This window comes from Bacillus sp. AFS023182, from assembly GCF_002560575.1.
Lineage (GTDB): Bacteria > Bacillota > Bacilli > Bacillales > Bacillaceae_G > Bacillus_A > Bacillus_A arachidis.
Window position 1 is genome coordinate 122,596 of the sequence record NZ_NTRO01000028.1, and the last position, 14,797, is coordinate 137,392.

Annotated in this window: 11 protein-coding genes and 2 pseudogenes; 9 read left to right on the top strand and 4 right to left on the bottom strand. The window is 33.0% G+C overall.

Annotation, left to right across the window (positions count from 1 at the left end):
- Nucleotides 1-479: 479 nt before the first annotated feature.
- The 4 genes from CN288_RS15100 (at nt 480) to CN288_RS15115 (ending at nt 3,836) form a co-directional block, all read left to right on the top strand.
- The gene (locus tag CN288_RS15100; RefSeq protein WP_026591958.1) at nt 480-710 is read left to right on the top strand and encodes a hypothetical protein; all 231 of its coding nucleotides are present in this window, start codon (nt 480-482) and stop codon (nt 708-710) included.
- A 456-nt stretch (nt 711-1,166) separates the two neighbouring features.
- Complete coding sequence (locus CN288_RS15105) at nt 1,167-1,616, top strand: DUF6376 family protein (protein WP_026591957.1); 450 nt, start codon at nt 1,167-1,169, stop codon at nt 1,614-1,616.
- Between the two features lie 386 nt (nt 1,617-2,002).
- A complete protein-coding gene (locus CN288_RS15110; protein ID WP_090688582.1) occupies nt 2,003-2,986 on the top strand; it encodes a D-alanyl-D-alanine carboxypeptidase family protein in 984 nt (327 codons plus the stop codon).
- A gap of 250 nt (nt 2,987-3,236) precedes the next feature.
- Nucleotides 3,237-3,836 (top strand): nitroreductase family protein, encoded by a 600-nt coding sequence (locus tag CN288_RS15115; protein WP_026591955.1) that lies wholly within the window; start codon nt 3,237-3,239, stop codon nt 3,834-3,836.
- A gap of 58 nt (nt 3,837-3,894) precedes the next feature.
- On the opposite strand, the gene CN288_RS15120 is transcribed toward CN288_RS15115, so the two are convergent.
- Nucleotides 3,895-4,077 carry a hypothetical protein gene (locus CN288_RS15120; RefSeq protein WP_026591954.1) on the bottom strand — a complete coding sequence of 61 codons (183 nt, stop codon included), beginning with the start codon at nt 4,075-4,077 and terminating at the stop codon, nt 3,895-3,897.
- Between the two features lie 214 nt (nt 4,078-4,291).
- On the opposite strand from CN288_RS15120, the pseudogene CN288_RS29630 reads away from it, so the two are divergent.
- Both CN288_RS29630 and entFM read left to right on the top strand, forming a co-directional pair.
- A pseudogene (locus CN288_RS29630) lies at nt 4,292-4,429 on the top strand (TrmB family transcriptional regulator); the annotation flags it as partial.
- Between the two features lie 431 nt (nt 4,430-4,860).
- Nucleotides 4,861-6,177, top strand: a complete 1,317-nt coding sequence (gene entFM, locus CN288_RS15130; RefSeq protein ID WP_098302566.1) for an enterotoxin EntFM — start codon at nt 4,861-4,863, stop codon at nt 6,175-6,177.
- 95 nt (nt 6,178-6,272) lie between these two features.
- On the opposite strand, the gene CN288_RS15135 is transcribed toward entFM, so the two are convergent.
- On the bottom strand, nt 6,273-7,031 hold the full coding sequence (locus CN288_RS15135; RefSeq protein ID WP_026591952.1) for an alpha/beta fold hydrolase: 759 nt from the start codon (nt 7,029-7,031) through the stop codon (nt 6,273-6,275).
- Nucleotides 7,032-7,316: 285 nt separating this feature from the next.
- Between CN288_RS15135 and CN288_RS15140 the strand changes: the two genes are divergently transcribed.
- From CN288_RS15140 to CN288_RS15150, 3 genes and pseudogenes are all read left to right on the top strand, one after another.
- Nucleotides 7,317-9,077: an ABC transporter ATP-binding protein gene (locus tag CN288_RS15140; protein ID WP_098302567.1), complete on the top strand. Its 1,761-nt coding sequence runs from the start codon at nt 7,317-7,319 to the stop codon at nt 9,075-9,077.
- Between the two features lie 244 nt (nt 9,078-9,321).
- Complete coding sequence (locus CN288_RS15145; RefSeq protein ID WP_026591950.1) at nt 9,322-10,041, top strand: 3-ketoacyl-ACP reductase; 720 nt, start codon at nt 9,322-9,324, stop codon at nt 10,039-10,041.
- Between the two features lie 384 nt (nt 10,042-10,425).
- A pseudogene (locus CN288_RS15150) lies at nt 10,426-11,573 on the top strand (IS3 family transposase).
- A 288-nt stretch (nt 11,574-11,861) separates the two neighbouring features.
- Here CN288_RS15150 and CN288_RS15155 read toward each other — a convergent pair.
- Nucleotides 11,862-12,209, bottom strand: a complete 348-nt coding sequence (locus tag CN288_RS15155; RefSeq protein ID WP_026591949.1) for a hypothetical protein — start codon at nt 12,207-12,209, stop codon at nt 11,862-11,864.
- A 302-nt stretch (nt 12,210-12,511) separates the two neighbouring features.
- Nucleotides 12,512-14,284, bottom strand: coding sequence for a VaFE repeat-containing surface-anchored protein (locus CN288_RS15160; protein ID WP_098302568.1), 1,773 nt, complete (start codon nt 14,282-14,284; stop codon nt 12,512-12,514).
- Nucleotides 14,285-14,797: the final 513 nt, after the last annotated feature.

Sequence of the window (14,797 nt, forward strand, 5' to 3'; positions counted from 1 at the left end):
TTGTGGAGGAGCGTTTTAAAAGAAAATTGGGCAGGTTAGTTGAAAAAAGGTTGTGAATAGGTATGGTTATTTTACGAAAATTGGATAGTAGCAAATTTAAAATATTGCTATAGACTTCATCAAACGGTATATAGTAAGGATGATTTGAATTTTCTTATTTGTAATTATATAAGACATACAGATTCGAGTCTTTAGATAGTCGCTTAAAGAGCTATCTTTAAGCCGTTCTAAAGGCTTTTTTGTTGTTCCCGTAAGTTTGAACGCTAGTAAAAATCATTAAATTATTGGAGGTGATGGAATGAAACTTACCTTGCAAAGGCAGCGAAGGGATGTGTTGTGGTGCTGTCCTAACTCAAATGAACGAAAGAATATTCTGTTTAGAAAAGAGAGAGTATTATCCGCTTTATAAGTGGGTTTAGAACAAAGCGGATAAAGGCAATACTGAGCCATAGTAGGAATGTATGTGAAAGGATGAGTATATGTTTGAAGAAGATGGAATAGTGTTGCTTATGGAACCTGTAGATGAAAGAAATCTTAGGAAATTCATTTTGACTATACCTCAGTCAATTTATAAGAGGAAAGAAATTTCTTTACAGTATGGAGCGGCTATAGGAGAAGGATACACAAGTATTATTGAGGAAATCATCAGTGTACATATAGCACCTGAAGTTATAACAGCTATAGGATATGTAAGAGAGGAAACGGCATGATAAAGGAATTGACATACTTGAGTGAGTCTTAAGTATGTCTTTTTTAGATGTATTTGTATGTATATATACAAATGAAGTTACATATATAACTTATTTGTAGGTGATATATGAGGAAAAATAAAAAATGATTGGGATCAACGTTTTGTAGGGTCTCTATACGATATGACGTGAAGATTCGTATTCGTGCTTTTTCCTCTTTTTAACCATGAAAAGCACGTATGTTTTCCAAAATTGATTAAGAAAAGGAAAATGCAAAGTTTTGCTAGAATATATAATTTGAGGTAAGGAAAATGAAAACAAAATAGCTAACATTTTTAGACGATAGTATAACGAAAGGAATATGTGTTTATGAATAATCCTCCACTTAACTACGTTTGAAGTAGGGGTACTCATTCGGTAAAATCTGATAGATGTATAGAAGAAACAATAGGTTAGTATTCATTTAGGAGGTAAAATATGAAATTAAAAAAGACTATATTACTTGTGTTTTTATTTACAATTGGTTTAATGGGATGTTCTGTCATTGAAGAAGGTAAGAATTCAATTGATTACGCTCAAAAGGCAACAGACTATGTGAATGAAGTAAGTACGTTTGCAAATGAAGCGCCGGGATTAGTAGAAAAAGCAATCAATGATAGTACTGCTCGCAAAGAATTAGAAACTAAACTCAGAGAAATTCAAAAGGATATTCCAGCTTTTAATGAATTGACACCTCCTGATGTAGCAAAGGACATTCATCAGCAAATTGTTGGATATAATGAAAAGTTAAATGAATTAATTGATACAACTATGAAAAAGATAGAAGAAGGAAAATTAGATGTAGAACAATTCAAAAACTCGGAACTTATGCAGACAGTTCAACAACTTAAAGATTTGAAAGATAAGATTCAAAATTTAGGGCAGTAAATATAGATTGAAAAAAGTCCGTTATGTATAAATGGGCTTTTTTAAATTGAAGGTATAACAATAAGGCGTTTACTTATTATTTAGAAAAAACGATACCTTTTAGCCGATTAAACTATTTGGGAGATATCGATTGTATCTCCTTTTTGTAAAGTGTTAAGTAGAATCATTGTATCAACCATTTTATGTCCAATTGAAAAAATTGCGGGAATAAGATTTGAAAATTCTTATTATTGGATATTTTATAGTATAACATATCTTTAGCCAATAATCTTAAAAGAATATGTATAGTAGATTATTAATCTACTGTTTGCCCTTGACGATTTAAAGCCATTGTTGTTATGGTTAAATTTGAAATTATAATAGGTTGAGTAAAAGGAGTTTTCGTGATGAAAAGGTTAGGGTGGAGAAGAGTAACGATACTATGTGTTGTTCTTTTAGGTATATGTTGGTTCTTTTTCCATGGAAGTATATTAGAAAAGAGCGGTACGAATGTTTCAAAAGCAAAAGAAAAGACGGCGATAGATGGTTCGCTTTTGCAGGTAGCAGAGCTTCCAAAGACAGGACTAACTGAAAAAGAAATCCCACAAAAGTATGTCCCGGAAGTAGAAGCAAAAGCAGCAATAATCATTGATGCAAATGATGGACAAATTATGTATAAAAAGCATGAAGAGGATGTGCTTGCTCCAGCGAGCATGTCAAAGATGATGACAGCTTATATTCTTTTAGAAAATATACATAAAGGAAAGATTCATTGGGATGATCAAGTGAAAATAAGTGCGAAATCAGCACAAACAGAAGGTGCCAGAATTCCAGTACAAGCGGGGGATGTAGTGACAGTTAGAGATTTATACCATGCACTAATGCTTGAGTCTGCAAATAATTCTGCGGTGGCTTTAGCAGAACATATAGCGAAGACAGAGCAAGAGTTTGCACAACTTATGAATAAAACAGCCGAACAATTGGAGTTATCAGAAGCGACTAAATTTGCAAATGCTTCTGGGCTACAGGAAGCAGACGGCAGTGAAACAAAGATGACTGTAGCTGATGTAGCGAAGTTAGCGTATCATCTTGTGAAAGATTATCCAGAGATAGTAGAGGTCACACATTTACGTCAAAGTCAGTTAGCATTTAAAAGTACGACTGTTACAAGTACAAATGAAATGTTGAATCCATCTAACCAAGAACTTTATATAGAAGGAATGGATGGGCTGAAAACAGGATTCACTGATAGTGCAGGTTATTGTTTTACAGGGACTGCGAAACAAGGTGATAAACGAATCATAACAGTTGTTATGGGTACGGAAAGTAAAATGAAACGTTTTACAGAAACGCATAAACTAATGTCTTATGGCTTCCAGATTGTTAAGTAAGTGAGGAATCTAATTTGAAGGAAAACAGCTTGTTTGAAACTCGAATTGAGTGGAAAATAAGCTGTTTTTTTATTTAATGGGGAATATAAAAAGTGTTAACAACACAAAATGAAGAAGTATGAGTGAGAAAGTTTGAATTTATTTTTGTTTGCTGATATTATAAAGTTATAAACTTATTATTGATAAGTTAGAGGTATATATAACATTATACATATTAGTAAGGCTCAAAATAAAATTGGAGGGAATTAGTATGGCAAAAGATTTTTATTCAGCAATTGAAGACAGAAGATCCATTTATGCAATTAGTAAAGAGCAAGTTGTTTCTGATGAAAAAATTCAAGAAGTAGTAAATCATGCCGTAAAGTATACACCTTCATCTTTTAATTCTCAAAGTGCAAGGGTTGTTGTTTTATTAGGTGAGCAACATGACAAACTATGGGATATTACGAAAGAAACCTTACGAAAAATTGTACCAGAAAATAATTTTGCACCAACCGAAGAAAAAATGCATGCATTTAGAAGTGGTTATGGAACAGTTTTGTACTTTGAAGATAGTAAAGTAATAGAAGAACTTCAAGAAAAGTTTACGTTATATAAAGAAAATTTCCCGACTTGGTCCCAGCAATCATCAGGAATGCTGCAATTTGCGATTTGGACAGCATTAGAAATTGAAGGATTTGGTGCAACGCTACAACATTATAATCCATTAATTGATGAAGAAGTGAGAAAAGAATGGGATATTCCAGACACTTGGAAGCTGATTGCACAAATGCCATTTGGTAAACCAGTTGCACCAGCAGGGGAAAAAGAATTTCAGCCGTTAGAAACTCGAGTGAAAATTTATAAATAAAGTAGAAAAGGATTATCAATTTTGATAATCCTTTTTCTGTGCCTGTTATAGAATATCTTTATAATTTATAAGGATTTTCTTTTGCTAATTCATGTCTTTGTTGTTTTATAGCCATTTTTAATGTATTCTTTTTTCTTTCAATGGGTTCTACTTTTTTGAATGTTAGTAAGGATAGTAAGTATACGAGTGCATAATGAAATTCGGTATAATGTTTTGAACTATTATCAATAATGTGCTCCATAGATAAAAATGAACCTCCTAATATTTAAATATGCAGTAGTCAATTTATCCCGCATTAATGGGCAGTAAGAACCGGATTGGTGAGGGGTGGTTAAAGCTTCATTTTATCATTTTTAGGTTAAATATTCCATTTTAGATTTTAAGGTTTATAAAATCCCTAAATAATCCCCTATATTTTTTTCAATGAGAAGTACCGTTACGATGATAAATAAAATTCAGATGATCCCGTACATATAGATTTATTAGAGAATTATATATGGCACGATATATTAGTCAATCGTTTGGTGAAAGATTGTGATCAAAATATGGATTCTTGGATTGCTCCAGAGCGAGATAAATTCTTTTTTATATAAATTTCATTTTTTAGAATAATATATGGTTGATAAATGTTTAAATTTTTGTAATGATAAGAAGGTGGCTCATGGAAAGAACTTCTTTGTATGGAAATAGTTAATGCTATTTTGAAAGAGCGGTAGAAAAATAAATTCGTCACAGAGGTATTATGCTTTTATTGGTGCTGCATGTGAAGAAAGAATACTACTGGAAATTTCGGTTGGATTTATAATAAATAGGAAGTTTATTATTGCGAAGCTGTATTTGAAGATGAAGTTCACATGAAGTTCACACAAAATTCACGTCAATCATTTAAAATGATTAACGTGTGAAAAATAAAACTCTTGTTAAAAAATGGAACTTGATGAATATTTTGCTTTTATAATATTGTAAAGTATTAAGTTTGTATTTTTTTAAAGAGGATAGTAGGGAAAGGAAGTAAATACAACTTATGAAGAAAGTAATAGCAGGTTTAGCAGCAGCGTCTGTAGCTGGTATGGCAGTTCCTGGAATGGATTCGGCTCATGCACAAGTATCAGAAGATGCATTAAAAGAAATCAATGGACAAACACAAACTCAAACACAAACTCAAACACAAACTCAAACAACAGTAGCTGAAACACCAAAAGTGAATTCTGAGCTAAAATACACAGTGACAGCTGATGTATTGAATGTACGTACAGGTGCTAGCACAGGACATGATATTATTGCTAAAGTACAAGAAGGTCAAGTGTTACAAGTAATCGGTCAAGAAAATGGCTGGTTTAAAGTAAACGTAAATGGTCAAACAGGCTATGTAAGCGGTGATTTTGTAACAACTGGTGAGAAAAAAGGAACTGCTGTTCAACAAGGAACAGGGAACTATACAGTGAAAGTTTCTTCACTTAATGTACGTACAGGTCCTAGCGCTTCTCATACAGTTCTAGGTACTGTAAGCAAAGGGCAAACTGTACAAGTTGTCGGTGAAGTACAAGACTGGTTCAAAATTAACTACAATGGCGAAACTGGCTATGTAAGTAAAAACTTTGTATCAAAAGGCGGTACAACTACAAATGTAGGTACGGAAACGCAACAACCAAGCAATAATGAAATGACAATTCGAAAAGATGGTTCATATGTTGTTGATACTGGAGCGTTACGTGTACGTACAGGTCCAGCTACATATAATGCTGTAATTGGTGGCGTATTACAAGGCCAAACATTACAAGTTATTGGTGGAGAAAACGGTTGGTATAAAATTAACCACCAAGGAAAAACAGGTTATGTTAGTGCAGATCATGTTAAGTTTGTAAAAGGTGGTACAGCAAATGTAACTACGCCTTCTCGTCCAACAACTGGCGGTGAGCAAGGAAATACACAAACAGAAAAACCGCAAACAGAAAAACCAACAATACCATCTGCTAATGGCTCATCAATTGTGTCTATTGCACAATCATTAAATGGTTCACCATATGTTTATGGTGGTACAACACCATCTGGTTTTGACTGCAGTGGCTTCGTTTACTACGTATTAAAACAAGCAGGACACTCTGGCGGACGTCAAACTGTTGCAGGTTACTGGAGCAGTAAACCACATACTAGCAATCCACAACCAGGTGATTTAGTATACTTTAGCAATACTACTGGTAGTGGTGGTATGACTCATATGGGTATTTACTTAGGAAATGGACAGTTTATCAGTGCAGAAACTGAAAAAACTGGTGTGAGAATTCAATCAGTAAACAGCTCTTACTGGAGTAAGCACCTAGCTGGTTACACAAAAGCGTAATAAGAGAATCTTATTCTTAAATATTATAAGGAAAAGCTTTCTAGGAAACTAGAAAGCTTTTTTTCTATTTTATATGTTTACTTTAATGATTGTATTTACGAATCAAGTAAAAATTTAGAATACAAATCGTGAAAATAGTTAGGACGAAATAAGTTTGCAGCGTGACCTGCTAACGGAATTTCTTTATATAAAACGTTTGGAAGAATGGATTTTAAATCAAATAAACAGGATTTATATAGATGATCGTGTTCTCCCATTACCCAAAGAATAGGTTGTGATAGTTCTCTTAGTCGAGATTTCAAATCGAATTCGAGACGGTGTTTGAGTGATTGGGCAATAATAGATGAGTGCAATTGCAATCCAAAGCGATAATAAATGTTTTTTGAAATGACAGCAAAAGGATTAGCTTTTAATACACCACTTGGGAAAATTGTATTTGCATATTGATAAAGCCAAGTGGAATATTCATTTTCACGTTTGTCCCAAAACTTTCGAAAGACGTTATACAAAAGGGATGGATTATTGTAATGACCACCAATATGACAAAGGCTTAATACCTTCTCTGGATACGTGTGAGCAAATAGAGTAGCGATATAACAACCATAGCTTAGGGCGCAAATATGAGCCTCTTGAATACCTTCTTTTTCATAAAGGTCTGATAATTGCTGTACTAGTCTGTCTAAAGAAAAGTCTATTGCTTGTCCTTTGTCTTCACCATGACCTAGTAAATCATACGTTATAATATTGTAAGAAGGAGAAAATCGTTTATATTCTTTTTTGAAGGCACGACGATTTCCGACTAATCCGTGAATGAATATAATGGTTTTCTTTTCAGAATTCTTTTTTGCTTGCACGGTATAGGTATACCCCTTTCGATGAATGAAGATTAGATAGATGTGTATGCTATGAAAATATATATTTTCCATAGTTATATATGAGTAATCATTCTATAGTTTTTTATAGACTATAGGGTGTTCAATTTATATTAAGTACCAGGTAATAATATCAGATGGTTACATCTGTTGTAAAGATAAGGTTTGATGTGTTTTATTACCAAAAATCAGATTAATTGTTTACATTCATATCTTATTCTAATTTTAGAAATAAGCGTTGAGTTTGAAATAAGGAGATGAATAGAGATGGAAACACAAAATAAAGAGAAGGAAAAGGGGAATTGGAGGCAGTTTCTACGCCTTATTCAAGATACAAATCCTCCGAAAGGTATTCTTATTTTTGCATTAGTAATGAGTTTGTTTTCAACAGGGGCGAGTTTGTTTATTCCAATGCTTACAAAAGGGTTAGTTGATAATTTTTCAATTTCTTCAATAAATACAATTCAGATTGTTAGTTTAGTCGCGTTCTTCGTTGTTCAAACAATCGCAGCAGGATTATCAATTTATTTGCTCAATTACATTGGGCAAAAAATTGTAGCTGGAATTAGAGAAAGACTATGGAAAAAAGTTCTTGTTTTACCAGTTTCTTATTATGATCAAAATAAGACTGGTGATACGATTAGTCGCATGACGAATGACACAGGTGTAGTAAAAACATTAATTTCAGAGCACTTGTCCAATTTGTTAACGGGTGGTATTTCAATTGTTGGATCATTAATTGTATTGTTTGTTTTAGACTGGAAAATGACAGTTCTATTGTTAACTGTTATTCCGTTATCTGTTTTGATTTTAGTTCCACTTGGAAGAAAAATGTATAAAATCTCTAAAATATTGCAAGATGAGACAGCCTCTTTTACAAGCGTTTTAAATCAAGTATTATCAGAAATCCGTTTGGTGAAATCTTCAAATACGGAATCAAGAGAATATGAAAATGGTAACAAAGGAATTCAAAAGTTACTACAATTTGGTTTGAAAGAAGGAAAAGTTGAAGCATTCATTACACCAATTATGTCATTTGTTTTAATGGCGCTACTTGTTATTATTGTAGGATATGGTGGAATGCGAGTTTCTAGCGGGGTGCTAACAACAGGAGAGCTTGTGGCATTTATTTTATATTTAGTGCAAATTGTTATGCCAATGAGTCAGCTATCTATGTTCTTTACACAATTTCAAAAGGCAATTGGTGCAACAGAACGTATTAATACAATTTTAGAGTATGAGGTTGAAAATCATACAGAGGGCACTAATGTGACAAATGCAAAACAATCAATTTTGATTGAAAATGTAGATTTTGAGTATAACGAAGGTGAGAAAGTATTACAAAATATTCAGTTTACAATTGAATCAGGAAAAGTGACTGCGATTGTAGGCCCAAGTGGTAGTGGGAAAACGACATTGTTTTCTTTATTAGAACGCTTCTATGAACCAACTAGTGGTGTAATAAAATTAGGTGAAAACCCTATTTCAACATATTCATTACAATCGTGGCGACGTCAAATTGGATATGTTTCACAGGATAGCCCATTAATTGATGGAACGATTCGAGATAACATTTGTTATGGAGTTGAAGAAAAGATAAGTGATGAGGAAATAGAACGAGTATCGGCGATGGCTTATGTTGATGCATTTATTCATGATTTACCGAAAGGGTTCGATACAGAAGTTGGCGAACGTGGTGTGAAATTATCTGGGGGACAAAGACAACGAATTGCGATTGCTCGTGCATTACTCCGAAATCCGCAAATCTTAATGTTAGATGAAGCGACTTCTAGTCTTGATAGTAAATCGGAATCTGTTGTTCAAAAAGCTTTAAATAATTTAATGAAGGGCAGAACAACTTTAGTGATTGCACACAGACTTTCTACAGTTGTAGATGCAGAGAAAATTATTTTTATTGAGAAAGGGAAACTTACGGGAAGTGGTTCGCATGATGAATTGTTACGTTCTCATGATATGTACCGGGAATTTGCAACACAGCAACTGAAAATTAAAGAGGGAGCACTATAAAAAGCGATTGTAGTATTGGATTTTGAAGCAGTGGATAGTTTCTTTAACTTCACTGCTTATTCATTATAATGAATGATAGGGTAATAGAGGAGTGGAAGACAAATAAAAATGTCATTCACTCTTCTATTTATAGGTTACCTTTAAGTAACCTACGCACATCAAAGTGCATAATTGCATTTCGGATTAGATGCAGATAGAATTCATAGTATAAAAAATAACATAGAATGATTGAGGAGTGTTATATTTGGCAGAATTATTACAAGGGAAAAATGCATTAATTACAGGAGCGGGAAGAGGGATTGGTCGTGCAGTAGCAATTGCTTTAGCGAAAGAAGGCGTAAATGTTGGTCTTTTAGCGCGCTCTGAAGAGAACTTAAAAGCAGTTGCGAAAGAAGTGGAAGCTGAAGGCGTGAAAGCTGTTATTGCTACTGCTGATGTATCTTCATATGAAGAAGTTACGACTGCTATTGAAACATTAAAAAGTGGATTAGGTTCTATTGATATTTTAATTAATAATGCGGGTATTTCTAAGTTCGGAAAATTTTTAGAACTAGATGTTGCTGATTGGGAAAAAATTATACAAGTCAACTTAATGGGTGTATACTATGCAACTCGTGCAGCGTTGCCAAGTATGATTGAACAACAGTCGGGTGACATCATTAATATCTCATCTACAGCAGGACAAAAAGGTGCGCCAGTAACGAGTGCATACAGTGCTTCTAAATTTGGTGTTCTTGGTTTAACAGAATCATTAGCGATGGAAGTACGTAAACACAATATTCGTGTAACAGCTTTAACGCCAAGTACAGTTGCAACAGATATGGCAGTAGACTTAGGATTAACAGACGGTAATCCAGATAAAGTTATGCAAGCAGAAGATATTGCAGAGTTTATCGTGGCGCAGCTTAAATTAAATAAACGTACATTTATTAAATCTGCTGGGCTTTGGTCTACTAATCCGTAAGATGTTATAAATAAAAAAAGATTTAGCTTAGGGCTAAATCTTTTTTTATTTGTTTTTTATTCTGAATTTTCACTTATAATAAATTTGAAGGGGATGGTGTTGACATGTATCATTTTGATAAATGGAAGGCTGTTGATAATTACATTACGGACATGCTTGTGCCAACTGATCTGATTCTGGAAGAGGTACTTCCGTATAGTTATAAGAAAGATGTGGACTTTACAATAAAGTTGTAGACTAATCCAATTTGGTTATGAAACATATGATAAAAAGCATGACAGCTTATGTCATGCTTTTTTGTTTTATAATTAATAGAGTTAGTATAGTCATATGGACACAACTTAGTTAAGTCCTTACAAGGGGTTTTAAGGAGGAAGTGTACATATGACAAACAAGAAATTTAATGAAGAGTTTAAAAAAATGGTTGTTGAATTATATTGTTCGGGACAATCTGTAAAACAATTGAGCAGTGAGTATGGCGTATCAGAAGTAACCATTTATAAATGGATTAAAATATATTCTCCTATCACATCAGTTGATAAAGATGAACTGACGCTAGAAGATCTAAAACGAATGAAAAAAGAAACGCTTCGTCTAAAAGAAGAGAATGAAATCTTAAAAAAAGGCTATGGCCATATTCGCGAGAAAATAAAAGATACAGAATTACACCAATTTATTGATTGTCAAATAGAAACGCAATCTGTTCATATGATGTGCCAAACTTTTGGGATAGCAAGAAGTTCTTACTACCAATCTCAGCATAAAACAGAGTCAAAGCGTAGTCGTGAAAATAAAGAATTAACCAAAAAAATTATACAAATTCATCAAGACAGTGGAGAGCGTTACGGTGCGCCAAAGATTCATCAAATACTACTAGAACAAGGGTTACAAGTAAGCATAAAGCGTGTGCAACGGCTCATGAAAAAAGAAGATATTCTTTCCGTTATCTTAAAAAAATACAAACCACATTTATCAAAATCAACTATAGAGGAACGTACAAATCTATTGGAACAGGACTTCTCTACCATGACAATAAATGAAAAATGGGTAGCGGAGATTACTTACATTCACACGCAAAAAGATGGTTGGTGTTACCTTGCATCTGTCATGGATTTGTATTCTAAAAAAATTGTTGGATATTCATTTTCACGAAATATGACAACGAATCTTGTGGTAAAAGCGTTAGTGAGCGCTTACTATACACAGAAATCACCAAAAGGGCTCATTCTACATACTGACTTAGGAACACAATATACAAGTCAGGAATTTCAAATCTTACCCGCGAATTATAAAATAAAGCCGTCTTTCAGTAAGAAAGGCTACCCGTATGATAACGCTTGTATCGAGTCATTTCATGCCATTTTAAAGAAAGAAGAAGTATATCGTACAAAATATGTCACATTTGGACAAGCAAACTTAGCATTATTTGAATACATCGAGGGATGGTATAACCGCAGGAGGATTCATAGTAGCTTTGGTTATAAAACTCCCCACCCCAAGTAATAGAAGATCTAGCCCAAAAAGTAGCTTAGATTTAATTTCTTTGTGTCCAAAATATTGACTCGAATCCAGTTTATTCAATAAAGAATGACTTTCACATAGTAGGAATCATAACTTTTCCTAAAATACAGGTTTATACTTCCCTTTAATATAATCGTTACAAGTGTGTAGAGATAATAAAATTGTTTAATTTTATTCTTAGAAATACAATAACCATCTATCAATCACTTTGGCAGATGGTTATTAAAGATGTTTAAAAAACACAGTTTTTTTTCAATTCTATGATGTTTAGGAATAATAAAGTTGTTTAATTCCAGAAATTAAATTCCAAAGTGAATCATATATTTATTCTCTTCTTTTGCTTGAATAATTTTTTTAGCTAATTCGTTAAGATCAACAGATTGCCTCATATCTTTGTAAGATATAACCACATCTAAGAATTGAGATAATGATTCAGGTGGAATAATTGTAATACTCGAATACGCTAAACCGTATTCAGGGCGTTTTAACGAATGAAAATACGTTTTCATTGTCGATAAGGGTTTAAGCAAATTTTCGATGATATGATCATCTACAGAAATACAGTTATGTTCATCTGGAGTGTAACTCTCGTAAGTTTTTTGATAATTGATGTCATTAATTACGCCAAATTCGTGATTTAAAGCCATAAATTCAACTCCCCTTTTGATAATTTTCCTATCCTTTTCTTAACTATTGTAGCTTTGGACTAAAGTTTGATTAAAACCCTCTTACAAATCCACATTCTGTGTTACACAAAAAGACTCCATTTTGAAAAAAGATTGATCAAAATAGAGTCTTTTTGTGGCTGGATGTTCAATTTTTATAAAAAAGTCTGATCAAAACACATTTAGAATTCTTTAATTGAAAAGATATAGCATCGCATCTTTCTTATAAACATCATGACTTTATTTCATATCCATACCTTCTACGTAAAAAAACTATTTAATTATTATGCATTTCTACGTTTAATAAATAACATAGTTCCAAGGATTAGTAACAAAAGACCAGCACCCACTGAGAGCCACATATAGGACATATTTCCACCTGTGGCTGGTAATGTTCCTGCTTTTGATGTTTTTTCTGTTTTAGGTTGCTCTGTTTTAGGTTGCTCTGGCTGTGATTTTTCTGTTTTTTTCTCTTTGAACCTCACTGTATGACCCATATCTTCAATGTCAACGTTAATTCCCACTAAGATTCCATCTTGATATAGTTCTTCAAACACTACTACTTCTTTACCTTGTAGTTCAGAAGCATTAAATGTGAAGTCAAGTGTGATAGAACCATTTTTCTCTTTTGCAGTAAACTTAGATTCTGCTGTTACTTCTTTACCATCAACTAGTAACGGTTTGTGTGTTGCTTTATCCATTAGTTTACTTTTTACCACGTATTCTTTACCTACGATTAAGTCAGTGTATTCAACTTTATCTTGGATAGTTACAGATTTTGTAGCGTCTAACTCTTTAGAGCCATCAGCTTTGTTAGTAGCAGTTGTTTTAATTACAGGTTCTACGAATCGAACTGTATGACCCATATCTTCAATGTCAACGTTAATTCCCACTAAGATTCCATCTTGATATAGTTCTTCAAACACTACTACTTCTGTTCCTTGTAATTCAGCACCAACGAAAGGAAAGTCTAATGTTACAAAACCATTCTTTTCTTTTGCAGTAAACTTAGTCTCAGCTTTTACTTCTTTACCAGCAATTAATAATGGTTCTTTAGTAACTTTGTTCATTAGTTTACTTTTTACCACGTATTCTTTACCTACGATTAAGTCAGTGTATTCAACTTTGTCTTGGATAGTGATATCCTCTTTTGAATGAATCTCTTTAGAGCCATCAGCTTTGTTAGTAGCAGTTGTTTTAATTACAGGTTCTACGAATCGAACTGTATGATCCATATCGTCAAGGGACATGTTAATTCCCACTAATTCACCATCTTGATATAGTTCTTCAAACACAACTACGTTCATTCCTTGTAATTCAGCACCAACGAAAGGAATGTCTAATGTTACAAACCCATTCTTTTCTTTTGCAGTAAACTTAGTCTCAGCTGTTACTTCTTTCCCCTCAATTATTAATGGTTTTTTAGTAGCTTTGCTCATTAGTTTACTTTTTACTACGTATTCTTTGCCTACGATTAGGTCAGTGTATTCGACTTTATCTTGGATGGTGATATCCATTTTTGAATGAATCTCTTTTCCACCATCGGCTTTGTTAGTAGCAGTTGTTTTAATTAAAGGTTCCACGAATCGAACTGTATGTCCTACATCGTTAATGTCAGTGTTATTTGCCACTAAGACACCATTTTGATATAGTTCTTCAAACACAACAACGTTCATTCCTTGTAATTCAGCACCAACGAAAGGAATGTCTAATGTTACAAACCCACTCTTTTCTTTTGCAGTAAACTTAGTCTCAGCTGTTACTTCTTTCCCCTCAATTATTAATGGTTCTTTAGTAGCTTTGCTCATTAGTTTAGCTTTTAAAGTGTACTCTTTACCAACAACTAAGTTAGTATATTCTACCTTGTCTTGGATAGTGATATCCGCTTTTGAATGAATCTCTTTTCCACCATCAGTTTTGTTAGTAGCAGTTGTTTTGATTGATGGAATCTTTTCGTTTGCTATAACCTCTGCGTTAGCCTTCGGTAACATTAAGTTAAAGAAAAGAGACACTACAGAGAGTAAAGCTAGAATCCTAATTACATATTTTTCCCCCATATTTCCAACCTCCTGCTTGATTTAGATTACAAATATTTTAATATCTAAAATATTTGTAATGAACTACAGTTCCATTATAAAACAAAAAATTACATACTTTAACATTTTATTTAGTCTTTTTAAATTTAAATTATAGGGATTTATCAATAACCTGTTGTGACATGAAGCATATCAAATATTTGATGGTTGTTGGTTTGAAATAAAGTTTAATCCAAATTACAAAGACTTTATTTTGAAAAAATCCCATTCAAAATAAAGTCTTTTCGGAATATTTAGTAACTTATTTTTATAAGAAAGTTTAATCAAAACACATTTAGAATTCTTTAATTGAAAAGATATAGCATCGCATCCTTTTTATAAACGTCGCACCTTTCTTCAAAACTTCGCATCTTTCTTATAAACATCGTGACTTTATTTCATATCCATATCTATACGAATGTCGAAATATTCTTATTTTCATTATACCGAGAATCATTAAAATATGACGTGGGTTCTGATTATTATTCCATTTTT

What these genes read in the sequence shown, in the direction of transcription:
- entFM (WP_098302566.1), top strand. Translation starts at nt 4,861, where the DNA reads ATGAAGAAAGTAATAGCAGGTTTAGCAGCAGCGTCTGTAGCTGGTATG.
- CN288_RS15105 (WP_026591957.1), top strand. Translation starts at nt 1,167, where the DNA reads ATGAAATTAAAAAAGACTATATTACTTGTGTTTTTATTTACAATTGGT.
- CN288_RS15155 (WP_026591949.1), bottom strand. Translation starts at nt 12,209, where the DNA reads ATGGCTTTAAATCACGAATTTGGCGTAATTAATGACATCAATTATCAA.
- CN288_RS15110 (WP_090688582.1), top strand. Translation starts at nt 2,003, where the DNA reads ATGAAAAGGTTAGGGTGGAGAAGAGTAACGATACTATGTGTTGTTCTT.
- CN288_RS15100 (WP_026591958.1), top strand. Translation starts at nt 480, where the DNA reads ATGTTTGAAGAAGATGGAATAGTGTTGCTTATGGAACCTGTAGATGAA.
- CN288_RS15140 (WP_098302567.1), top strand. Translation starts at nt 7,317, where the DNA reads ATGGAAACACAAAATAAAGAGAAGGAAAAGGGGAATTGGAGGCAGTTT.
- CN288_RS15120 (WP_026591954.1), bottom strand. Translation starts at nt 4,077, where the DNA reads ATGGAGCACATTATTGATAATAGTTCAAAACATTATACCGAATTTCAT.
- CN288_RS15115 (WP_026591955.1), top strand. Translation starts at nt 3,237, where the DNA reads ATGGCAAAAGATTTTTATTCAGCAATTGAAGACAGAAGATCCATTTAT.
- CN288_RS15160 (WP_098302568.1), bottom strand. Translation starts at nt 14,284, where the DNA reads ATGGGGGAAAAATATGTAATTAGGATTCTAGCTTTACTCTCTGTAGTG.